The sequence below is a fragment of the Saccharothrix sp. ST-888 genome (assembly GCF_000955975.1).
GTDB lineage: Bacteria > Actinomycetota > Actinomycetes > Streptomycetales > Streptomycetaceae > Kitasatospora.
Map to the genome: position 1 here is coordinate 26,121 of NZ_JYJF01000004.1, position 22,990 is coordinate 49,110.

At 72.4% G+C, this 22,990-nt stretch carries 17 protein-coding genes; 11 read left to right on the forward strand and 6 right to left on the reverse strand.

The window, feature by feature from the left end; all coding sequences use genetic code 11:
• The first annotated feature begins 315 nt into the window (after window positions 1-315).
• The 9 genes from UK12_RS03495 to UK12_RS03535 all read left to right on the forward strand — a co-directional run bounded on the left by UK12_RS03495 (window position 316) and on the right by UK12_RS03535 (window position 13,276).
• Complete coding sequence (locus UK12_RS03495; protein WP_197084520.1) at window positions 316-828, forward strand: endonuclease III domain-containing protein; 513 nt, start codon at window positions 316-318, stop codon at window positions 826-828.
• A gap of 126 nt (window positions 829-954) precedes the next feature.
• Complete coding sequence (locus UK12_RS03500; protein WP_231591023.1) at window positions 955-2,556, forward strand: TIGR02677 family protein; 1,602 nt, start codon at window positions 955-957, stop codon at window positions 2,554-2,556.
• Window positions 2,553-3,851, forward strand: a complete 1,299-nt coding sequence (locus tag UK12_RS03505) for a TIGR02678 family protein (protein WP_045299334.1) — start codon at window positions 2,553-2,555, stop codon at window positions 3,849-3,851. The genes UK12_RS03500 and UK12_RS03505 overlap by 4 nt, the downstream gene beginning before the upstream one ends.
• Window positions 3,848-7,978 (forward strand): TIGR02680 family protein, encoded by a 4,131-nt coding sequence (locus UK12_RS03510; protein ID WP_045299336.1) that lies wholly within the window; start codon window positions 3,848-3,850, stop codon window positions 7,976-7,978. Before UK12_RS03505 ends, UK12_RS03510 begins: the two co-directional genes overlap by 4 nt.
• On the forward strand, window positions 7,975-9,225 hold the full coding sequence (locus UK12_RS03515) for a TIGR02679 family protein (RefSeq protein WP_045299338.1): 1,251 nt from the start codon (window positions 7,975-7,977) through the stop codon (window positions 9,223-9,225). The genes UK12_RS03510 and UK12_RS03515 overlap by 4 nt, the downstream gene beginning before the upstream one ends.
• A gap of 113 nt (window positions 9,226-9,338) precedes the next feature.
• Window positions 9,339-10,232 (forward strand): endonuclease III, encoded by an 894-nt coding sequence (gene nth / locus UK12_RS03520; RefSeq protein ID WP_045299340.1) that lies wholly within the window; start codon window positions 9,339-9,341, stop codon window positions 10,230-10,232.
• Window positions 10,229-10,942 carry an NUDIX hydrolase gene (locus UK12_RS03525; protein WP_045299342.1) on the forward strand — a complete coding sequence of 238 codons (714 nt, stop codon included), beginning with the start codon at window positions 10,229-10,231 and terminating at the stop codon, window positions 10,940-10,942. Before nth ends, UK12_RS03525 begins: the two co-directional genes overlap by 4 nt.
• A 255-nt stretch (window positions 10,943-11,197) precedes the next feature.
• Window positions 11,198-12,382, forward strand: a complete 1,185-nt coding sequence (locus UK12_RS03530; RefSeq protein WP_045299345.1) for a MarP family serine protease — start codon at window positions 11,198-11,200, stop codon at window positions 12,380-12,382.
• A 192-nt stretch (window positions 12,383-12,574) separates the two neighbouring features.
• The gene (locus UK12_RS03535; protein ID WP_045299347.1) at window positions 12,575-13,276 is read left to right on the forward strand and encodes a metal-dependent hydrolase; all 702 of its coding nucleotides are present in this window, start codon (window positions 12,575-12,577) and stop codon (window positions 13,274-13,276) included.
• Window positions 13,277-13,653: 377 nt separating this feature from the next.
• On the opposite strand, the gene UK12_RS03540 is transcribed toward UK12_RS03535, so the two are convergent.
• From UK12_RS03540 to UK12_RS03560, 5 genes are all read right to left on the reverse strand, one after another.
• On the reverse strand, window positions 13,654-14,613 hold the full coding sequence (locus tag UK12_RS03540; RefSeq protein WP_082119261.1) for an alpha/beta fold hydrolase: 960 nt from the start codon (window positions 14,611-14,613) through the stop codon (window positions 13,654-13,656).
• A 112-nt stretch (window positions 14,614-14,725) separates the two neighbouring features.
• Complete coding sequence (locus UK12_RS03545; protein ID WP_045299349.1) at window positions 14,726-15,205, reverse strand: phage holin family protein; 480 nt, start codon at window positions 15,203-15,205, stop codon at window positions 14,726-14,728.
• Between the two features lie 158 nt (window positions 15,206-15,363).
• A complete protein-coding gene (gene nhaA / locus UK12_RS03550; RefSeq protein ID WP_045299351.1) occupies window positions 15,364-16,659 on the reverse strand; it encodes a Na+/H+ antiporter NhaA in 1,296 nt (431 codons plus the stop codon).
• Window positions 16,660-16,951: 292 nt separating this feature from the next.
• Window positions 16,952-17,596 carry a response regulator transcription factor gene (locus UK12_RS03555; RefSeq protein ID WP_082119262.1) on the reverse strand — a complete coding sequence of 215 codons (645 nt, stop codon included), beginning with the start codon at window positions 17,594-17,596 and terminating at the stop codon, window positions 16,952-16,954.
• Between the two features lie 69 nt (window positions 17,597-17,665).
• Window positions 17,666-18,979: a sensor histidine kinase gene (locus UK12_RS03560; RefSeq protein WP_197084521.1), complete on the reverse strand. Its 1,314-nt coding sequence runs from the start codon at window positions 18,977-18,979 to the stop codon at window positions 17,666-17,668.
• Between the two features lie 444 nt (window positions 18,980-19,423).
• On the opposite strand from UK12_RS03560, the gene UK12_RS03565 reads away from it, so the two are divergent.
• Window positions 19,424-19,849 (forward strand): serine hydrolase domain-containing protein, encoded by a 426-nt coding sequence (locus UK12_RS03565; RefSeq protein WP_045299357.1) that lies wholly within the window; start codon window positions 19,424-19,426, stop codon window positions 19,847-19,849.
• An 87-nt stretch (window positions 19,850-19,936) separates the two neighbouring features.
• Here UK12_RS03565 and acs read toward each other — a convergent pair whose 3' ends face one another.
• Window positions 19,937-21,898 (reverse strand): acetate--CoA ligase, encoded by a 1,962-nt coding sequence (acs, locus tag UK12_RS03570; RefSeq protein WP_045299359.1) that lies wholly within the window; start codon window positions 21,896-21,898, stop codon window positions 19,937-19,939.
• Between the two features lie 453 nt (window positions 21,899-22,351).
• Here acs and UK12_RS03575 point away from each other — a divergent pair, with 453 nt between their 5' ends.
• Window positions 22,352-22,816: a hypothetical protein gene (locus tag UK12_RS03575; protein ID WP_197084523.1), complete on the forward strand. Its 465-nt coding sequence runs from the start codon at window positions 22,352-22,354 to the stop codon at window positions 22,814-22,816.
• Window positions 22,817-22,990 lie beyond the last annotated feature (174 nt).

Consider the following 22,990-nt stretch of genomic DNA (forward strand, 5'->3'; position numbering starts at 1 on the left):
GCGGTTCGAAACTTGATCGTTTCTGGCTTGCAGCTGAGCTCGGGCTGGCTTACCCGGCCCGCCCCACACGTCGGCACGTGTACCTGCGAGGGCCGGCGTCGGCCGCTGGTGCGAACGATCTCCACACGACGGACTGCACCGCCGAGCATCCTGGGCCGGGCTTGATCCGCCCAGTTCCCGCAGATCTCCATCCTGCAATCGGGCCAGGTCGGGGCCGATCCGCGCGACCACTTCCCGGGACTCGTCCCGCTATGCGGGGCCGCGCTGCCCAGCGAAACGGACCTCGGGGTGAAGCGTTCGGCGCAGCCTTCGTGCATGGCAGAGAGCAAGGTCCGGAAGGCCGCGGCCAAACCGGCGGTGAAGGCGGTGGCGAAGCCGACGAAGCCGGAGTCGCATCTCGCGATGGTGCGGCGGGCGCGGAAGATCAACCGCGAGCTGGCGGAGCTGTATCCGTACGCGCACCCCGAGTTGGACTTCGATTCGCCCTTCCAACTGCTGGTGGCCACCGTGCTGTCGGCGCAGACCACCGACCTGCGGGTGAACCAGACGACACCGGTGCTGTTCGCGAAGTACCCCACCCCGGAGGACATGGCGGCGGCCGTCCCGGAGGAGCTGGAGGAGATCATCCGGCCGACCGGGTTCTTCCCGGCGAAGGCCAAGTCGCTGCTCGGTCTCTCCGCCGCCGTCCGCGACCGCTACGACGGCGAGGTCCCGGGCCGCCTGGAGGACTTGGTCACGCTCCCCGGCGTCGGCCGCAAGACCGCCAACGTCGTCCTGGGCAACGCCTTCGGTGCGGCAGGGATGACGGTGCTCGCTTCAGCCGCGTAGCCGGGCCTGGGCCCTGGGCAGCCGGTTGCCCAGGTGGCCACCGTCTCCGGCAGGAATTGTCCGTGTATGGGCATGGATCTCGCGAACCGCCGCAGTCCGCGCACGAGATCCGGCAGAATCGGGGTCGTGACACGCTCCGACGACCCGCACGCGAACCGACCAATCGGCGCCGCCGCCCGCGGGAACGGTTCGTACCAGCCCTTCGCCCATCTCACGACGGAGCACTCGGCTCTCTACCGCCAGGTCATGGGTGCGTTCGTCCGAGCCAAACAGGAGTTCACCGTCCACCTCCGGCCGGAGGACGTTCACCTTGGTCTGCCGGCCGACGGCCGGCCGCCGGTGGAGAGTGTGGCGACGGCGCTGGAGCGGCTCGCCCGGTGGGGAAATCTTCGGGCGGACCCTGACACCGGCCGGGTCACCGCGCTGGAGGATTTTTACCGCTCCCGCTACATCTACCAGTTGACCCGGGAGGGTGAGGCCGCCGAGGAGGCACTGGCGGCTTACGACGAGGCGCTGGGAAGGCGCGGCGAACTCCAGGCGGTGGCGCTCGCTGACATCGCCGTACAGCTGCGGGCGCTGCTCGCGCTGGCTGGGCAGCCCGTGCCGGATCCGGGGGTGGCCCACCTTGCCCTGCTCGCCCTGGTGGACCGCTTCTCCGGCCTGGCCGAGAACGCGCGGGCGTTCATGAGTTCGCTGCAACGCACGGTCGACCTGCACGATGCCGAGGTCGAGGTGTTCCTCGCCTACAAGCAGCGGCTGATCGAGTACCTGGAGCGTTTCATCGAGGATCTGGTCACCCGAGGCGCCGAGATCGCGGGGCTGTTGGAGCGCCTGGGGACACCGCACGAGGGCTCGGCCGGCCCGCTGCTGCGGCTGGCCGCCGCCCGTGAGGCGTCCGACACGGCTCCGGACGCCTCGGCCGAGGCACTGACCGCCGCCGAGCAGCGCTGGTACGGGCGGTGGGAGGGGCTGCGGGCGTGGTTCCTCAGCGTGCCGGGCCGCAGTTCCCAGGCGAAGCTGCTGCGCTCGGCGGCCCGCCAGGCGGTCCCGCAACTGCTGGGTGTGGTGCAGGCGCTGAACGAGAGAAGGTCCGGTCGGTCGGACCGCTCCGCAGACTTTCGGGAGCTGGCCCGCTGGTTCGCTGAAGCGCCCGACGACCAGGCCAGGCACCGGTTGTGGCGCTCGGCGTTCGGGTTGTACTCGGCCCGGCACCTGACCATCGACCCGGAGGCACTGGCCGTCCGCGGGGCCGACCCGGTGCCCGCCTCGGCCTCGTGGTACGACGCGCCGGGCGTACGGATCAGTCCGCAGCTGCGCCGCACCGGCTCGTACGAGCGGCGTGGCCGGGCACGGGCCGTCCAGGACCGCGGCGAGGCCAAGGCGTACCTGGCGGAACTGGCCCGCAAGCAGGCCGAGCAGACGGCGGCGGCTAGGGCGCGGCTGGCGACCGACGGCGAGGTGCGGCTGAGCGATCTGGGAGAGCTCGACCCGGCGGCCTTCCGGCTGTTCCTGCGACTGCTCGGAGACGCCCTGTCCGCATGGCGGCCCGGTACGGACACGGTCGCTGTCACCATCAGCGACGGGACGATGGAGATCAGACTCACCAGGCTGCCGGGCGGCGCTGCCGCGGAGATCCACACCCTCGACGGTGTACTGCACGGGCCGGAGCACCTGGTCGAGATCACGGACCTGGCGGCGGACCGCGAGAGCGCCGGGAGCCCGCGATGACCGACAGGACGACGGGCAGGACGGCTGGCAGCCGCCTGGGCGACGCGCTCGCCGCGCAGCGGGCGGACGAGGTCCGCCGGGCGGCGCGGGCGCTGCTCCGCAGACCCCTGCTGCGTGCGGGCAGCGACGACTTCCGCCTGGTCCGGCAGCACGCAACCGAATTGCGGACCTGGTTCGACCGCAACACCGGATGGGCGTTGCTGGTGGACTCCGAGGTGGCCCGGCTGCGCCGCGTTCCCGGTCGGGACACCGACCCGAGCCACCCGGCCCGCGACCAGCGCAGCGGGCTGCCCTTTTCCCGCCGTCGCTACGTGCTGGTGTGCCTGTGCCTGGCCGTGCTGGAACGCGCCGACCAGCAGATCGCCCTCGGTCGGCTGGCCGAGCAGGTGGTGCTCGCCGCCGCAGACCCGGCCCTGGAGGCGGCCGGTGTCACGTTCACGCTGGCCGACCGAGAGCAGCGCACCGACTTGGTCGCCGTGGTCCGGCTGTTGCTCACCTGGGGCGTGCTGGCCAAGGTGGCCGGTGACGAGGACGCCTTCCTCAAGTCCGCCGGCGACGCGCTGTACGACGTGGACCGCCGGGCGCTGGCCGGGCTGCTGATCTCCCGGCGAGGGCCGAGCACCGTCCGGGCGTCCGGCTTCGAAGAACGACTCGCCGAACTCAACGCCGAGGCGCTGCCGGACAGCGACGAGCTGCGCAACCGCGCGCTGCGGTACACCCTGACCAGGCGGCTGCTGGACGATCCCGTGCTCTACCTGGACGAGCTGTCGGAGGCCGAGACCGCGTATCTCACCTCACAGCGAGGTGCGTTGACCCGTCGCATCGGCGAACTCACCGGCCTGGTGGCGGAGGTGCGGGCCGAGGGTCTGGCGATGGTCGACCCGGACGACGACCTGACCGACCTGCGGATGCCCGAGCAGGGCACCGAGGGCCATGCGGCGCTGCTGGTCGCCGAGTACCTGGCGGGCAAGGGCGCTACCGTCCCGCTGACCGAACTGCACCGCCAGGTCGCCGGCTGGGCCCTCGACCACGCGGGCTTCTGGCGGCGCAGTGCCACCGTCCCCGGCGCCGAGGTGGAGCTGACCGAGCAGGCCGTGGAGCGGCTGACGGCGCTCGGCCTGCTGGAGCGTGTGACGGTCGCGGACGGTGCCCCGGCGGTCCGGCCCCGCCCGGCGCTGGACCGCTACCGGGTCGGCGAGACCATCCTGCTGGAGCCCGGCGGCCGTGCCCCGAAGAAGAGCGCAGCGCAGCGGACGAAGAGTACGGCGAACCACCGGAAGGCCAAGACCAGATGAGCACCAACGTCTCCACACCGTTGCCCGTGCCGGGCCGCACCCGCTGGCAGCCACTCCGCACCGGCCTGGTCGACCTCTTCTACTACGACGTCGAGGAGTTCCACTTCCGCGACGGCCGTCTGCTGCTGCGTGGCAACAACGGCACCGGCAAGTCCAAGGTGCTCGCCCTCACCCTGCCCTTCCTGCTGGACGGCGACCTCTCCCCGCACCGGGTCGAGCCGGACGCCGACCCCAAGAAGCGGATGGAGTGGAACCTGCTGCTCGGCGGCGAGCACCCGCACCCCGAGCGCCTCGGCTACACCTGGATCGAGTTCGGCCGACTCGACGAGGACGGTACCGCCCGCTACACCACCCTCGGCTGCGGGCTCAAGGCGGTGGCCGGCCGGGGCATCGCACGGCACTGGTACTTCGTCACCGACCGGCGCGTCGGCGCGGACCCTGGCGACGGCGGCCTCGGGCTGCTCGACTCCACCGGCGCAGCGATCGGCCGCGACCGGTTGACCGAGGCGATGGACGGGCGCGGCCTGGTGTACGACTCCGCCCGGACCTACCGGCGCGCGGTGGACGAGGCGCTGTTCGGTCTCGGTGAGCAGCGTTACGCGGCCCTGGTGGACCTGCTGGTGCAGCTGCGCCAGCCGCAGCTGTCCAAGCGGCCGAGCGAGAAGGCCCTTTCCCAGGCGCTCACCGAGTCGCTGCCGCCGATGGACCAGGCTGTGGTCGCCGACGTCGCCGAGGCGTTCCGCTCGCTGGACGAGGAGAAGGAGCAGCTGGCGGTGATGGTCGCGGCCGAACGCGCCGCCACCGCCTTCCTCCAGCACTACCGCCGCTACGCCCAGGTGGCCGCCCGGCGCAAGGCCCGCGCGCCGCGAGCCCAGCACTCCCGGTACGAGTCGCTGCGTGCCGAACTGAACACCGCCGAGGTGGACTTCGAGGCTGCTGGCACCGCCCTGGAGGACGCCGAGGCCCGGTTGGAGGAACTGGACCGCAGTCGCACTGGTCTGCGGGCCAGAGACGAGGCGCTGCGGGCCGGCCCCGAGATGCGCAGTGCCCGCGAGCTGGAGCAGGCGGCCGAGCTGGCTGAGCGCACCGCGCGGGACGCCGAGCGCGCGGAGGCTGACCGCACCCGGGCCGACGGCGAGTTGGCCCGGTACGCGGCCCGGCTGGGCGCCGCACGTTCGCGGGCCGATGCGGCCGGGCGGGCGCAGCAGACCGGGCTGACCCGGGCCGGCGAGGCAGCGACGAAGGCCCGGTTGGAGCGGCAGCACCACGACCTGATCGCGGACCCGCTCGCCGCCGGGGACACCCTGGAGGCCGCCGGGCAGGCCGCCGACGAGATCACCGACCGCCGGCTGCGCTCCGTCGCCCTGGTCGAGGGGCAGCTGGCCTCCGCCCAGGAAGCCACTCGGACGCTTGACCGGGCCCGCAGGCGGCTGGAAGACGCGGACGCCGAGCTGGCCCGCCGGGCGGACCTTGGGGCCGAGGCCGTGGAGAGCGCGGTTCAGGCCGGCGAGGACCATCTCGCCAGGGCCCGCGCCCATTTCGCGTCCTGCACGCTGCTGCGCCCGGACGACCCGGAAGGCATGCTGGACGAACTCGCCCAGTGGGTCGAGACTCTGGACGGGCCCGATCCGGCCAGGATCGCAGCCCAGCAGACCGCCGCCACCACCGGCAGCGAACTCGCCCGCCGCCGGGCCGCCCTCGCACTCGGGCGTACCGAGACCCGGCAAGGGATCGACAAGCTCCAGGCCGAGCTGGCCGAGCTGCGCTCCGGTGCCCGACGCGGGCCCAAGCCGCCGTACACCCGCTCAGCAGGGGACCGTCGGGACAGGCCCGGTGCCCCGCTCTGGCGCTTGGTGGACTTCACCGACGACTCCGGTCTGACGGACAGCGCGCGGGCCGGTCTGGAAGCGGCCCTGGAGGCGTCCGGGCTGCTCGACGCATGGGTCGGCCCCGACGGAACGGTCGCCTCCGCCGACACCGGGGACACCCTGCTGACCGCCGGCGCACCCGTGGACGGGCCGTCGCTCGCTGCCGTCCTGCACCCCGCCGTCGACCGGGAGGACTCCGCGGCTTCATTCGTACCGGACGAAGCGGTGTCCCGGCTGTTGGCCGGAATCGGCCTGCTCGGCCCGGTCGAGGAGCTTCCGCACAGCGGGAGCTGGATTGCTTCCGACGGCCGTTTCCGGCTCGGCGTGCTCACCGGAGCCTGGTCCAAGCCCGCCGCTGAGTACCTTGGGGAGGGCGCCCGCGAGCAGGCCCGGCGCGCCAGGATCGCCGCCGTGGAAGCCGAACTCGCCGAATATGCGGCTCAGCTGGGTGCCCTGGCAGACCAGGACGAGGCTCTGGAGGCCGACGAGCACCGGCTCGCCGCCGAGCAGGCCGGGCTGCCGGACGACTCCGCCCTGCGCGCCGCCCACGCCGCGTCGACGGCAGCCCGCGTCGAATACGCCCGGACCGTCGAACGGCGTCAGGCAGCCGATCAGGAAGCCGCGGACGCTTCCGCCGAGGTGGACCAGGTCGTCGGCGAACTGCACAGCCTCGCCGACGAACTCGTTCTCCCCGTCACCGGTGGGGAGCTGCGCGAGGCGCGCGAGGCCGTGAGCGCCTACCGGGAAGCCCTTGCCGCGCTCTGGCCCGCCGTCCGCGAGGCGCGCGCCGCGCGGTCCGCGCTGGCGGTCGAGGAGGCCGACCACGAACGGGCCGCCGAGCACGGCGCGGAGCTGGCCGAGCGTTCCCGCGCGGCGGCCCGGGAATCCGTCGCCGCCGGCGAGCGCCACCAGACGCTCCAGGCCACCGTCGGCACGGCCGTCGCCGAACTGCAGCGCCAACTCGCCGCCGTGGTGGTGACCCTGCGGGACATCGACGAGCGCGAGCGGGCCACCCGCCGCGAGCAGAACACGGCCACCGGCCGCCAGGCCGCTGCCGACGCCCTGCGCACCCGGGTACGTGCCGAGATCGAGGACACCGCCGGTACCCGTGCCGAGGCCATCGACGCGCTGCGCCGCTTCGCGGCCACCGGTCTGCTCGGCGTCGCCCTGCCCGACCTCGACCACCCCGGGGACTCCTGGGCCCCCGAACCCGCCGTCCGCCTCGCCCGCGCCGTCGAACGCGAGCTGGAGTCCGTCGACGACTCCGACCCGGCCTGGGAACGGGTCCAGCGCCGGATCACCGAGGAGCTCAAGGACCTCTCCGACGCCCTCTCCCGGCACGGCCACACGGCAGCGGCCCGAATGCTGGAGGACGGCCTGGTGGTCGACATCCTCTTCCAGGGCCGCGAACGCTCCGTCCCCGAGCTGGCCGGCGCCCTCGCTGCCGAAGTCGCCGACCGGCAACGGCTGCTCTCCGCCCGCGAGCAGGAGATCCTGGAGAACCACCTGGTCACCGAGGTCGCGGGAACCCTCCAGGAACTGGTCGGTGCCGCCGAGCACCAGGTCCTCCGGATGAACGCGGAGCTGAAGGACCGCCCGACCAGCACCGGCATGCTGCTACGCCTGGTCTGGCGACCGGCCCGCAACGCCCCCGGTGGCCTGGCCGCAGCCCGCGACCGCCTGCTGCGCCAGTCGTCCGACGCCTGGACCGCCTCCGATCGGACGGCCCTCGGCGAGTTCCTCCAGGCCCAGATCGACCGGGCCCGCACCGACAATCCCGCCGGCACGTGGCTGGAGCACCTCACCACCGCGTTGGACTACCGCTCGTGGCACGAGTTCGGCATCGAGCGGCACCAGCACGGGAAGTGGCAGCCCGCCACCGGGCCGGCCTCGGGCGGCGAACGCGTCCTGGCCGTCTCGTTGCCGCTGTTCGCCGCCGCGTCCTCGCACTACGCCTCGGCCGGCAGCCCGCACGCCCCGCGCCTGGTCACCCTGGACGAGGCCTTCGCGGGCGTCGACGACGACTCCCGGGCCAAGTCCCTGGGTCTGCTCGCCGCCTTCGACCTGGACGTGGTGATGACCTCCGAACGCGAGTGGGGCTGCTACCCGCAGGTCCCGGGCCTGGCGATCGCGCAGCTCTCCCGGGTGGACGAGATCGCCGCCGTCCTGGTGACCCGCTGGGAGTGGGACGGCCGCCAGCGCACACGTACACCCGATCCGGTCGTTCCGGCCCAGCGCCGGGATGGTCCGGGCGAGTGACCGCCGACCTGCCGCGTCTACGCCGCCTGCTCGGCACGCCCGAGACGGCCTGGCTGGTCGACCGGGTCCGTCGACGCCTCGAAGCCGGGCAGCCGCTGGACACCACGCTCACCCGCAGTGGCGCCGACGACGCCGAACGCGCCGCCGTCGCCCGTCTCCTGGGACGCGCTCCCAGGCCCGGACGGTCGTTGTCGGTGCCGCTGCCGGCCGTGGACGGGATACTCCGGGCCAGTGGTGCCTGCTCGGACGGACTCGCCGCCGCCGTCGTCGCCCTCACCGGGCCCGTGACCTCGCGTCGGGGGGCCGCCGAGGAGCTGAGCCGAGCCTGGGACCACGCCTTCGCCGCCCTGGCGGATGCGGTCGCCGCCCGGCCCGAGCTGGCCGACTGGTACCGGGAGCTACACGCCACCGGCCTGGTCCGCCGCCTCGCCCGCACCCCGGAGGAGGCCGCACCGCTCCTCACCGCGCTCGCCCGGATCCTCCCCCGACTGCCGCTGTCACCCCCGCAGTCGCTGAGCACCTTCGCCGCCAGGACCATCGGTGACGCCCACGCCCTCGACCACGGGCCGCTCGCCACCCTCACCCTCGACGCCGTCCGCGCCCTCACCGGGGCGCTGGCCGGGCCCGGTGCCGGTCGGCGCCGCGACACCTGGGCCGCTGCCGGGCTCCTCCTGGACGAGCTCTCCTCCCAGGCTCTTGTGCTCAATCTGCCCGGTGGCGATCACACCGCCACCGGCCGCGCGCTGACCGCTCTGGCCGCCGCCGGCCAGCCCGCCGTGCTGACCCTCCGCCAGCTCCTCGGGGACGCTCCGCAACCGCCTCGCGGCGGGGTGGCGTACGTTTGCGAGAACCCCGCCGTCATGCTCGCCGCCGCCAACCTGCTGGGCGCCCGCTGCCCGCCCCTGGTCTGCCTCCAGGGCCAGCCCAGCACGGCTGCCCTGCACCTGCTCCGCCTCTACGCTGACGCCGACTGGACCTTGCGGTACCACGGCGACTTCGACTGGGGCGGCGTCCGTATCGCCACACGCCTCCTGGCCCACGTGCCGTGGACTCCGTGGCGGTACACCGCCGACGACTACCGGGCGGCCCTCACCGCCCACCCGCACACCGGGCCCCTGGCAGGCAGCGCTGCCGAGACCCCGTGGGACCCCGCTCTCGCGGCCGAACTCAGTCGGGCCGGCCGCCGGATCGAGGAGGAACTGGTGCTCGCCGCCCTCCTCGGCGACTTGGCGGACCTCGCGCCCTGAAGGCGACCGGCCCAGGCATGGCCGACCGTGGTGCGAGCGCCGACGATGCCGTCATCCGGCCCGACCCCGGAGATCTCCCGTAGAGCTGCGGGCATCCGGCGTAACCTGCCTTCATGGCAGAGAGCAGGGCCCAGAAGACCGTGGCCGGACCAGCGGTGACGCCGACGAAGCCGGAGTCGCACCTGGCGATGGTGCGGCGGGCGCGGAAGATCAACCGGGCGCTGGCGGAGCTGTATCCGTACGCGCATCCGGAGCTGGACTTCGAGTCGCCGTTCGAGTTGGTGGTCGCCACCGTGCTGTCGGCGCAGACGACGGACCTGCGGGTGAACCAGACGACGCCGGCGTTGTTCGCGAAGTACCCGACTCCGGAGGACATGGCGGCAGCCGTGCCGGAGGAGTTGGAGGAGATCATCCGGCCGACCGGGTTCTTCCGGAACAAGGCGAAGTCGCTGATCGGCCTGTCCATCAAGCTCAGGGACGACTTCGGCGGCGAGGTGCCGAAGACCCTGGCGGAGATGGTCACTCTGCCAGGCGTGGGCCGTAAGACGGCCAACGTCGTCCTTGGAAACGCACGTGATCCTAAAACGGGAGAACCCTTCGGCGTGCCGGGGATCACCGTGGACACCCACTTCGGGCGGCTCGCCCGGCGGTTCGGCTGGACAACCGAGGAGGACCCGGAGAGGGTCGAGGCGGCCGTTGCCGAGATCTTCCCGAAGTCCGAGTGGACGATGCTCTCGCACCGGGTGGTCTTCCACGGCCGCCGGATCTGCCACTCCCGCAAACCCGCCTGCGGCGCCTGCCCGATCGCCTCGCTCTGCCCCTCGTACGGGGTGGGGGAGACCGATCCCGAGAAGGCGCAGAAGCTGCTGAAGTACGAGATGGGCGGTCAGCCCGGGCAGCGGCTCAGGCCGCCCGCCCACTACCCGGGCCGGGCCGCGGCGGCGAACGGCGAAGCCGCGGCGGGCACGGGGGCGAAGGCCACGGAGACGACGGAGGGTGCCGCGTGACGGATGTGACGGGAGAGGTGGAGCGGGACGGGCTGCCCGACTGGCTGGAGCCGGTGCGGGCGGCGGCCGAGTCCGTCCGGCCCGAGCAGCTGAGCAGATTCCTGCCGCCGGCCGAGGGCGGTCGCCGCTCCGCGGTCCTGATGCTCTTCGGCGACGGCCCGTCGGGGCCCGACCTGCTGTTGATCGAGCGGGCCCGCTCGCTGCGCTCGCACGCCGGTCAGCCGTCCTTCCCCGGCGGCGCGCTGGACCCGGAGGACGGCGATCCGGACGGCGCCGGGCCGGTGGCCGCCGCACTGCGCGAGGCCGAGGAGGAGACCGGCCTGGACCCGTCGGGTGTGCAGGTCTTCGCGACGCTGCCCGCGCTCTACATCCCGGTCAGCGGATTCGTGGTGACTCCGGTGCTCGGCTGGTGGCACCGGGAGACGCCGGTCGGGCCGGTGGACCTGGCGGAGACGGGGGCGGTGTTCCGGGTGCCGATCGACGAGCTCACCGACCCGGCGAACCGGGTCCGCCTGCGGCATCCCTCCGGCCACCTCGGCCCGGCCTTCCAGGTGGCCGGACGGCTGGTCTGGGGATTCACGGCCGGGGTGATCGACCGCGTGCTGCACTACAGCGGACTGGAGCGCCCGTGGGACACCACCCGTACCCTCACCCTCTCCGACGAGGCCGCCGGCCTCGCCCTGCGCAGCGCCGCCGGCCCGCGCAGCTGACGGCCGTCGGCCCGGCCGCCCGCGCCGCCGGGCCTGAGTCGCAACCGGCCGGGCCGTGCCGCCGGGTCCCGGTCCGGCCGTGATGCCGGGCGCCGGACCGGCCGCGGGCTCCTGCCGGACCACGGGGCCCGGCCCGGCCGTAAGGTCGTGCCGGGCCATGAGCGTCCGCCCGGCCGTGCGGTCGGAGCCGGGCACCACGGCCCTGACGACCGGGGCCGCCGCCCTCCGGGTGGGTGTACATGGGAGGGTGTCGGGGTGAATGTCCTGGATGTACTGCTGATCGCCGCCGCGCTCGGCTTCGCCGTGTCGGGGTACCGGCAGGGTTTCGTGGTGGGTGTGCTGTCCGTCCTGGGCTTCCTGGGCGGCGGGCTGATCGCGGTCCAACTGCTGCCCCTGCTGCTGCGCCAGCTCAGCCCGGGGACCACGGCCTCGGTGGTCGCGGTGCTCGTGGTGATCGTCTTCGCGGCGGTCGGCCAGGCCGTGACCACGCATTTCGGCTGGAAGCTGCGCGGCCACATCGGCCGCCGCCGGACCATGACGGTCGACGCGATCGGCGGCTCGGTGGTCAACGTGATCTCGATGCTGCTGGTCGCCTGGCTGATCGGCTCCGCGCTGGCGGGCACCTCGCTGCCCACCATCTCCAAGCAGGTCCGCACCTCCCGGGTGCTCGGCGGGGTGCAGAGCACGCTGCCGTCCGATGCGCCGAACTGGTTCTCCGACTTCACCAAGGTGCTGGCCCGCAACGGATTCCCGCAGGTCTTCAACCCCTTCGAGCACGAGCCGATCACCGAGGTCGAGGCCCCGGACCCGGCGCTGGCCGGCAGTCCGGCGGTGGCCAGGGCCCGGCAGAGCCTGGTCAAGGTGGTCGGGACCGCCACCGCGTGCGGCAAGACCCTGGAGGGCAGCGGCTTCGTCTTCGCCCCGCACCGGGTGATGACCAACGCCCACGTGGTCGGGGGCGTCAACGAGCCGACCGTGCAGATCGGCGGTACGGGGCAGCTCTACGACGCCACGGTGGTCCGCTACGACTGGCAGCGGGACATCGCGATCCTGGACGTGCCCAGGCTGAACGCGCCCGCGCTGAACTTCGCCGGTGACGCCAGGACCAACGACAGCGCCATCGTGGCGGGCTTCCCGGAGAACGGGGCCTTCAACGTCCAGCCCGCCCGTATCCGTGGCCGCATCCAGGCCAACGGCCCGGACATCTACCACCGGGGCCAGGTGGTCCGCGACGTCTACTCGGTCCGCTCCCTGGTCCGCCAGGGCAACAGCGGCGGCCCGCTGCTCAGCCCGGACGGCCAGGTCTACGGAGTGGTCTTCGCGAAGTCCCTGGACAGCTCGGACACGGGGTACGTGCTGACCGCCGACGAGGTCCGCGAGGACGCCGCGCTCGGCAGCACCGCCACCTCCCAGGTGGACACCGAGGGCTGCGCACTCTGACCGGCCCCCGGACGGCCCGGAGCGCGGCACCCGGGGTCCAACCCGGACCACCGCGCCCGAAGCAAGCCTGACGCACCGTCGAGTCACAGATCCGGCGGTGCGTCAGGTCCTCCTGGTAGCGTCTGCCGCGCTCACCCGTTCGGCTCAACCGAGCAGCATCGGAACGGGGCCAACGGGAGGTCGGAGAACGTCATGATGGGTCACTCGCACGCGGTCAGCGGTGCAATGCTGTACGCGGTCTCCGCGCCGTTCCTGCCCCCGCTGCTGCTGGGCACCCACCTGAGGCCGGCGGACATACTGATGGGCACGGTGCTCTGCGCGGGCGCCGCACTGCTGCCGGACCTGGACCACCACGACGGCACCATCGCCAACTTCCTGGGCCCGGTCTCCAAGGCGCTCTGCCGATTCGTCGCCTGGGCCTCCGGCGGCCACCGGCACGCCACCCACTCGCTGCTCTTCGTCGCCCTGATGGGCGGCGGCACCTGGGCAGGCGTGACCTTCGGCGGGCGCTGGTTCACCATCGGCATGACGTTCTTCCTGCTGGCCATGGCACTGAAGGCGCTCAACGCCCACGTCCCGGGCCACGGCCACCACACCTGGCTGACCGTGGTCGGACTCGCCGCGCTGGGTACGGTGGCCCTCGACCGCTTCCTGCCGGACGCGCCCGGCTGGCTGCCGTACTCGGTGGCGCTGGGCACGCTGGCGCACCTGCTGGGCGACTGCCTCACCAAGATGGGTGCGCCGCTGCTCTGGCCGCACAAGGAGCGCTACGAGATCGTCCTTATCAAGCGCACGGGCAACAAGATGGAGACCAACATCCTGGTCCCGATCATGAGCGCGGTGACCTTTGTGATGCTGGGGTTCGCCTTCCTGGGCCCCACCGTCGTCAACTGACGGAGGCACGGGCACCAGCAGGGGCGCGCGCCTCAGCCTTCGCGCCGGAGGCGCGCGCTCACCCAGCGGGCGCGCCGCCCCAGAATGCGCGGGATGCCCAGCTGGTGCGCCCCTGGTCGACGAGGGCGCCCGGCGCCGTCGTAGGGCCGGTCGGGCTGCTGAACGAGGTGCTGCGAGCTGCTGCGGTTACGGCGCGTGGCAGCCTCGCGATCGGGCATCCAGGTCATACCGGATGGATGCCCGTGGGCGGAGGGGGGTAACCGCGCACGGGCGGTCCATTTGTCCTATGCGATTGTCATATGATCCGCCATCAAATCCGGCTGCTGGTCACGTACCGGCGCCGGCCCTTCGTCCACCCGGCCGGCGGCCCGTGGGCGCTACGCCTTGTGCTCCCGCACCCAGCTGGTCAGCTCGGCCGAGAACTGCTCCGGGACCTCCTCGTGCGGGAAGTGCCCGACCTCGGGCAGCAGCCGCCACCGGTACGGCGCCGACACGTACTCGCCCGCGCCGAGCGCCGTGTGCGAGAGCACCACCGGGTCGGCGGCGCCCTGGATGTGCAGGGTGGGCGCGGCGATCGGCTTCTTCATCCGCCGGGCGAACTGGATCCCGTCGGGCCGGGCCATCGAACGCAGCAGCCAGCGGTACGGCTCGATCGAGCAGTGCGCGGTGCTGGGGATCTGGATCGCCTGCCGGTAGGCCCTGAGGGCCTCGGGCGGCAGCCGGTTCGGTCCGGTCCAGGCGTTCAGGTACTCGGCGACCAGCGCACCGTCGTCCGCGACCAGGCGGCGCTCCGGTATCCACGGCCGCTGGAAGCCCAGGACGTGGTCGAAGGCGGCGATCTGCCGACGGTCGGTCAGCAGGGACCGGCGCAGCTGGCGCGGGTGCGCCGCAGAGACCACGGTCAGGCTCTGGATCACCGAGGGGCGCATCACGGCCGCCACCCAGGCCAGCGAGCCGCCGCTGCCGTGGCCGACCAGGTGCGCCCGGCGCTCGCCGAGCGAGCGGATCACGCCGGTGATGTCGAGGGCCAGGTTCCCGGGGTCGTAGCCGCGCGGGGTGCGGTCGCTGCCGCCCATGCCGCGCAGGTCGAGGGCGACGGCCCGGAAACCGGACTCGGCGAGCGCGGTGAGCTGGTGCCGCCAAGCCCACCAGTACTCGGGCCAGCCGTGCACCAGCAGGACCAGCGGGCCCTCGCCCGCCTCCGCGATGTGGAAGCGGGCCCCGTTGGCCGCCAGGTCGCGATGCGTCCACGGCCCGTCCGAGCGGACGGTCCAGGCGGTATCGGCTGGCCCGGGGTCGGAGGCCGGGGCGGGCACGGGCTTCTGGTCCAACGGCATACCGAGAGCCTGTCATACCTTGGGGGAGAACACGCCCCCGGCACTCGCCCGGCAACTGCCCGGCCGTCGAGCGCCCGCCGCACCCCGGCGCGGCCGCGGTGCGGCCCCGCCGCTACTGCGGGATGCGGCCCAGGGCGCGGTCGATCTCCTCCTTGGTGGCCGGGCGCGGGCGGGCGTTCTTCAGCACGTCCGCCGTCGCCTGGGCACCCTCGATGGTGCGGTGCGGCTTCTCGATCTTCTTGAACGAGCGCAGCGCCAGCAGCCCGAGCAGCGCGGCCAGTGCCAGGTAGGCCCCGGCCACGATCAGGAACGACCAGCCCAGCGTCAGCCCCAGGGCCTGCAGGCCGTACGCGGCGGCGAAGCTCAGCATCGGGATGGCGGCCAGTGCCACGACACCCGCGACGGCCAGTGAGACGCCGCCGGAGACGCCGCGCTTGACGTCCTGTCGGAGCTCCGCCTTGGCGAGCGCGATCTCGTCGTGCACCAGGGCGGACAGGTCGGCGGTGGCCGCGGCGAAGAGCTGGCCCACCGAACGCTCGCCCTCGTAGGGCACCCGGCCGTTACTGGACGGGTCTGCGGTTCCTGAGGGCATCAGCGGTTCTCCTTCAACACGGTCAACACGGCTTCCGTCTGCTCGACAGCTCAGAATCATGCCCCTACCGGCCAGTCAGGCACCACTCCGGGGGGCTCTCCCGGGCGACGTGTCACCGCCGGAGCCGCCGCGGTGCGGGGGCTCTGCGGCCGGAGCGGTCACCCCGCCTGCTGCCGGTGCACGTCGGGGAGGCCGTCCCCGTCCGAGTCGAGGTACTCCTCGTCGCACAGCTGCCGGTAGTGCCGGTTGCGCAGCTTCAGCAGCACGGTGGCGACCAGCGCGCAGAGCAGCGAGCCGACCAGGACGGCGGCCTTGGCGCGGTCGGCGAGCGCCGGATCCCCGGGAAAGGCCAGCTCGCTGATCAGCAGTGAGACGGTGAAGCCGATGCCCGCCAGGGTGGAGACCGCGAACAGGTCGGCCCAGGTGAGCTGCGGATTGAGTTCGGCCCGGGTGAACCTGGCGGCCAGCCAGGTGCCGCCGAAGATGCCGACGGTCTTGCCGACCAGCAGGCCGAGGATGATGCCGAGCGGCGTCGCCTGGGTGAAGACCTGCATGAGCGCGGGGCCCGAGAGGGTCACCCCGGCCGCGAGCAGGGCGAAGACCGGTACCGCGAACCCGGCCGAGAGCGGGCGCACCAGGTGCTCGATGTGCTCGCCGGGGGAGTGCTTCTCGTCGCCCTCGGTGTGGCAGCGCAGGATCAGGCCCATGGCGACACCGGACACCGTCGCGTGGATCCCGCTCTCGTGCATCAGCGCCCAGATCACCAGGGCCAACGGCACGTACAGGTACCAGCCGTGCACCCCGCGCCGGTGCAGGAACCAGAAGAGCACCAGGCCGGCGAAGGAGAGTCCGAGGGCCCAGAACCTGATGCCGGAGCTGTAGAAGATCGCGATGATCAGGATGGCGATCAGGTCGTCCACGACCGCGAGGGTGAGCAGGAACGCCCGTAGGGCGGACGGCAGATGACTGCCCACCACGGCGAGTACGCCGAGGGCGAAGGCGATGTCGGTGGCGGTCGGGATGGCCCAGCCCGCAGGATGGCCGCCCGCACCGCTGTTGGCGACGGCGAACACGATCGCCGGCAGCGCCACTCCGCAGACCGCGGCCACCACCGGTAGCGCCGCGGCGCTGGGGCTGCGCAGCTCACCGGCCACGAATTCGCGTTTGAGCTCGATCCCGGCGACGAAGAAGAAGATGGTCAGCAGGCCGTCCTTGGCCCAGTTCTCCAGGCTCAGATCGAGGTGGAGCGGGGTGGAGGGGCCTATGGTCCGGTTCAGGACGCTCTCGTAGGCGTGCGGCCAGGCGTTGGCCCATATGAGCGCGACGACGGCTGCGGCCAGCAGCAGGATGCCACCCAAGGTCTCGGTGCGCAGCGCGTCGGTGATGTATCTGCGCTCGGGGAGCGAGAGCCGACCGAGAAACTGGCGGCGATCGGTGGACGGCGGCGTGGCCACGGCGGGACCTCCAAGGCGGGGACGGCAGGTGGATGCACGGGTGGTGCAGTGCCGACCAGACTTCCCGGCGCGCCTCAGAAACCTTGTTGCGTTTTTGACAGTCTACGGGGAACCTCGGCGCGATATCCAGGTTGTCGCATTTTATGACCTATGTCTGTTTCTGTTGGGGTCATGAAGCCCGACGGCGGCGGAAGAGGGCGGCAGTGGAAGAAGGCGGCAAGCGGAGGAAGGCACGGCCGAGCGCTCCGGCGGCGCCGCCCGTCCCGGGCTCTCGGACCCGGATCGCCCGCTCTCAGGCGCCGAGGTAGCGCAGCACGGCCAGCACCCGGCGATGGTCCGCCGAGGAGACGGGCAGGTCCAGCTTCAGGAAGATGTTCGCCACGTGCTTCTCGACCGCCCGCTCGGTCACCACCAGCTGGGCGGCGATGGCTCCGTTGGACCGGCCCTCCGCCATCAGTCCGAGCACCTCGCGCTCGCGCGGGCTGAGCCCGTCCACCGTCCGGCGGCTCGGGCTCGCCCCGAGTAGCTGGATCACCACCTCGGGGTCGAGCGCCGTGCCGCCGCCGGACACCCGCTCCAGTGCGTCCACGAAGTCCTGGGTGTCCAGGACGCGCTCCTTGAGCAGGTAGCCGACCCCCGCCGAACCGCCGGCCAGCAGCCGGGCCGCGTACTCCGTCTCCACGTACTGGGAGAAGATCAGCACCGCCAGGCCCGGCTGAGCGGCGCGCAACTCGATCGCCGCGCGCAGGCCCTCGTCGGTGTGGGTGGGCGGCATCCGGATGTCGGAGACCACGACGTCGGGCCGGTGCTCGGCCACCGCCGCCTTCAGCTGTTCGGCATCGCCGACGGCGGCCGCCACCTCGTGGCCCTCGTCCTCCAGCAGCTGTACCAGGCCGACCCGCAGGATCGCTGTGTCCTCGGCCACCACCACTCGCACGGGGCCCTCCCCCTGTCAGTCCATCAGATCGCCGCGAAGCCGGTGCACTCCGGCGTCGCACCGGTGCCGTCACAGTCTGCCGGGAACGTCGATCGTCACCGTGGTCGGCCCACCGGGCGGGCTGTCCACCGCCAGGACGCCGTCCGCCGTGCGGACCCGTTCGGCCAGTCCGCGCAGCCCGCTCCCTGCACCATCCAGCCGGGCACCGCCCCGGCCGTCGTCCATGACCAGCAGCCGCAGGCCGTCCCCGTGGCCGCGCACCGAGACCGCGATCCGCTCGGCGCCGCTGTACTTGCCCGCGTTGGCCAGCAGCTCGGCGGCGGCGAAGTACAGCATCGTCTCCACCGAGGCCGACGGACGCCCGGACGTCTCGACCCATACCGTGGCCGGGATCGCCGACCGAGCCGCCAGGGTGCTGAGCGCGGGCCCCAGACCGGAGTCGAGCGCGGGCGGGTGGATGCCGCGTACCAGCTCGCGCAGTTCCTGGATGATCTCCTTGGTCTCCTGCCGGGACTCCTTGAGCAGCTCCTGCGCCTTGGTGGCGTCCCCCCTGGCGAGCCGACTCTCTGCTCGCCCGAGCCGCATCCCGAGCGCCACCAGCCGGGCCTGCGCGCCGTCGTGCAGATCGCGCTCGATCCGGCGCAGCGTGGCGGCGGCCTCGTTGATGGCGTGCTCCCGGGTCTCGACCAGCTGGGCCAGCCGGAGCGAGGTCCGGGACGGCCCGAGCAGCCGGGGGAGCAGCAACCGGTCCAGTGCGAGCGGCCCCCGGGCCAGCCACGGCGCGAGCAGCAGGACCAGGACCCCGACCGCGCTGACCAGCAGGGCCCGCGGCCAGGTGTCGAAGTAGAAGCCGTTCAGCTCGAACCCGAAGCTGTGCACGACCCCGTGCGAGTCCGTCCCGTGTATCGGCTCCAGCTGCCACAGCACCGGGTAGCAGAGGAACAGCACCCCGTACGCCCACCAGAAGAAGCCGAGCGCGAACTGCACCGGCCCGATCGGCACCCGCAGCGCCAGGTACGCCACCGCCCGCCAGGACGCCGGGTCCCCGAGATGGTGGCCGAGGAAGCCGGAGAGGCCGGGGGAACGCGGCGCCCGCGGCGGGGTCGCGATCTCCAACTGCAGCAGCCGCCGGGCCAGTCGACGGTGCAGACCGCCGAAGCGGCGGTCCAGGTCGAGCAGGAGTGCCAGCAGCGGTGCGACCAGCAGCCCGGCCGAGAGGATGCCGATCACGACGGTCAGCACCACCGCGGCCAGGCCGAGCAGCGACAGCGGCAGGCTCAGCAGCGAGTACAGCACCCCGCGCCAGGCCCGCGCCGTGAACGGCTCCCGCAGGATCCGGCGGACCGGGCGTGCGAGTCGGCCCGTGCGCTTCTTCGCTTCCACCGCGCTCATGATGACGTCACACATCCCGCTGCTTGAACGAGCGCTCGGACGCCGGCGGCTCGGGAAACCTCGGGTCACTTGGGTGGCCACCGGCCGTCAGCGGCGAGGCGTCCACAGTCGTCTCTCCTGGCTCAGTCTTCGACGTACGTCCACCGGCAGACGCCCGTCGGCCCGCGCCCAGCGGGCGGCCGTGCAGGATGTCGTTGTCGAAGGTCTCAGCTGTCCTGGCCATAGGGCAACAGTGCCGTCCGACGGGGGCCGGTGACGAGGGGGCTGCCACCCGTCTTCGGGGGTGTGGCCAGCACGAACACGGGGCCGGGGGCCGGGTGTGCCGGTGTGCGCTCGCTCTGACGGCCGTACTCGGGTGCGGGCCCGTTGGGCCGATCGTATGGTCGGTGGCGACGCAGCCCGGTCGGGTGGCGCGCTCCTCCGTGGAGGCATTCCATGCCCGGTCAGCAACCCGTCGACATAGCACTGGGAGGCGAGGACCGACTGGGAGGCGAGGGCTCTCAGACCGCCCCGCCCCTGTCATCCGAACCGTTCCCGACCCTCTCCCCGGAACTCGCCCGGCCGCTGCGCCCGCTGTTCAGCGGTGCTGCCCCGAGCAGCGGGATCGCCGTCGCGGTGATCCGGGGCAACGAGCGGACCGTGGTCTGTCGAGGCCACTCGGACTATGTCGGCGAACGCCCGGTCCGGGCCGACACCCGGTTCGAACTCGGCTCCATCACAAAGACGTTCACCGCCCTGCTGCTCGCCGAGATGGTGGCCAGGGGCGCAGGTGGGACTGATCGCCATGGCCAGCACCCTGCCGGGACGCAGGCGGTGATTCGCCCAGACCGCTACGACGTGCTCCGGCATCTCGCTGACTGACTGATGCGGCCGCCGCCGCTGCCCGAGGGACCGGGAACGGCCGGGGCCGGTGGGGGCGCTTCGCCGGCGCCCCCACCAGCCGGGCGATCAGCTCTCGCCGCCCGCCCCGCCGGACGGCAGCTGGGACTGGATCAGGTTCATCACCGAGGAGTCGGCGAGGGTGGTGGTGTCACCGACTTCGCGGCCTTCGGCGATGTCGCGGAGCAGGCGTCGCATGATCTTGCCGGAGCGGGTCTTGGGGAGCTCGCTGACGACCTTGATCTGCTTGGGCTTGGCGATCGGGCCCAGGGTGCGGCCGACGTGGTTGCGCAGGTCGGTGATGAGTTCGGCGCTGTCGGTGGCGGTGCCGCGCAGGATGACGAAGGCGACGATGGCCTGGCCGGTGGTGGGGTCGGTGGCGCCGACGACTGCGGACTCGGCGACGGCGGGGTGGCCGACGAGGGCGGATTCGACTTCGGTGGTGGAGATGTTGTGGCCGGAGACGAGCATGACGTCGTCGACGCGGCCGAGCAGCCAGATGTCGCCGTCCTCGTCCTTCTTGGCGCCGTCGCCGGCGAAGTAGCGGCCCGGGAAGCGCGACCAGTAGGTGTCGATGTAGCGCTGGTCGTCGCCCCAGATGGTGCGGAGCATGGCGGGCCAGGGCTCGGTGAGGACGAGGTAGCCGCCGGAGCCGTTGGGCACCTCGCGGCCCTCGTCGTCGACGACCGTGGCGGCGATGCCGGGCAGGGCGCGCTGGGCGGAGCCGGGCTTGGTCTCGGTGACGCCGGGCAGCGGGCTGATCATCATGGCGCCGGTCTCGGTCTGCCACCAGGTGTCGACGATGGGGGTGGTGCCGGCGCCGATGTGCTCGCGGTACCAGATCCAGGCTTCGGGGTTGATGGGTTCGCCGACGCTGCCCAGGATCCGCAGGGTGCTGAGGTCGAACTTGGCGGGGATGTCGTCTCCCCACTTCATGAAGGTGCGGATCGCGGTGGGGGCGGTGTAGAGGATGGTGACCCCGTACTTCTGGACGATCTCCCAGAAGCGGCCCTGGTGGGGCGTGTCGGGGGTGCCTTCGTAGATGACCTGGGTGGCGCCGTTGGCGAGCGGACCGTAGACGATGTACGAGTGGCCGGTGACCCAGCCGATGTCGGCGGTGCACCAGTAGACGTCGGTGGCGGGCTTGAGGTCGAAGACGGCGTGGTGGGTGTAGGCGGCCTGGGTGAGGTAGCCGCCGGAGGTGTGAAGGATGCCCTTGGGCTTTCCGGTGGTGCCGGAGGTGTAGAGAATGAAGAGCGGGTGTTCGGCGTCGTGCGGCTGGGGGGTGTGTTCGGCGGACTGGCGTTCGGTGATCTCGTGCCACCAGACGTCGCGGCCGGGGGTGAAGGAGACGTCCTGGCCGGTGCGGCGGACCACGAGGACGTGTTCGACCTGGGGGCATCGGTCGAGGGCCTCGTCGATGGCGGGCTTGAGCGAGGAGGGCTTGCCGCGGCGGTAGCCGCCGTCGGCGGTGATGACGAGTTTGGCGTCGGCGTCCTGAATGCGGGAGGCGACGGCGTCGGAGGAGAAGCCGCCGAAGACGACGGAGTGCGTGGCGCCGATCCGGGCGCAGGCGAGCATCGCCACGACCGCTTCGGGGATCATCGGCAGGTAGACGGCAACCCGGTCGCCCTTGGTGACGCCGAGTTCCAGCAGGGCGTTGGCGGCCTTGGAGACCTCGTCCTTGAGTGCGGCGTAGGTGATGGAGCGGCTGTCGCCGGGCTCGCCCTCGAAGTGGATCGCGACGCGGTCGCCGTGGCCGGCTTCGACGTGCCGGTCGACGCAGTTGTAGGCGACGTTCAGTCGGCCGTCGGCGAACCACTTGGCGAAGGGCGGGTTGGACCAGTCCAGTGTCTCGGTGGGCTCGACGGCCCAGTCGAGGCGGCGGGCCTGTTCGGCCCAGAAGCCGAGCCGGTCCTCGGAGGCCTGCGCGTACGCGGCCGCGGTGACGTTGGCGGCCGCGGCGAGCTCCGCGGGCGGAGCGAAGCGGCGCTCCTCCTTGAGCAGGTTGGCCAGGCTCTCGTTGCTCAACGCGCACTCCTCATCAAGTTTCATATGCCGGGTGATCCCGTGCGGAGGGATTGTCCCGTGTGTCCCAGCGCACAGCTCACCAGGTGAACCGCCATGTTGACAAGAGGCTCCCTTTAATTGGTGTAGACCTTTGATTGCTGCAGGTCGAAGCCGTGGGCGTCATCTCGGGCCGGAGGCCTTGCCCCGCCTCGGGCGAACGCCGACTCGCGGATCCGGGCAGGTCCCGACGGGATCCGCGGCAGCCGTCCGCTGCGGGAGGTCTTGACGGGACGTCCGGTCGGTACTCCACTGACGGTACGGGCCCGTTGCCGCCACTCGCGGGCCCGCTCCTCAGCGCACCGCTCCTGCACGAGGGGACGAAGCATGCCCGGAACTCCCGCGACTCCCACCGCCTCGGCCCACCCCGAGGCGCCTCTCCTGCCTCCCCTCCCCGGGGACTTCGCCGTTGTCCGGATGAGCGGTCGGATCGGCCGCCTGATCAGGATCGGACAGTGGCTCAACGGCGACGGATTCGCCGATTTCGAGCACGCCTTCGTCTACGTCGGTGACGGCGAGTTGGTGGAGGCCGAACCCGGCGGCGCCCGGCTCGGGCCGCTGACCGCCTACCAGGGCCAGCCGATCCGTTGGTCGACCGGCCGGTTCCCGCTGACCGAGGAGCAGCGGCACGCCATCGTCGCGGCGGCCCACGGCTTCCTCGGTGTCCCCTACAGCGCGGCCGACTACTTCGCGCTCGCCGCGCACCGCTTCCATCTCCCGATCGGCCTGCTGATCAAGGCCTATGTGGCGGACAGTCGGCACATGATCTGCTCCCAACTCGTGGACCAGTGCTACCAGGACGCCGGTGTCCACATCTTCCGCGACGGCCGCTGGCCGGGATACGTCACACCGGCGGACCTGGCCACCCTGCTGCGCTCCTGAACCGTCCCCTACGCTCCCGAATCACCTTTCCGAGCCTCCGAACCGTCATCCCGTGCTTCTGAAAAGCTCTGCCGTCAGTGCTTCCAAGTGTCTGCCGTCTGAGAGCGGTTCGGTTCCGAAGCTCCCGAAGCTCCCGACGGGCCCGCAATGGCCGGGCCCGGTCCTGTCCGACCG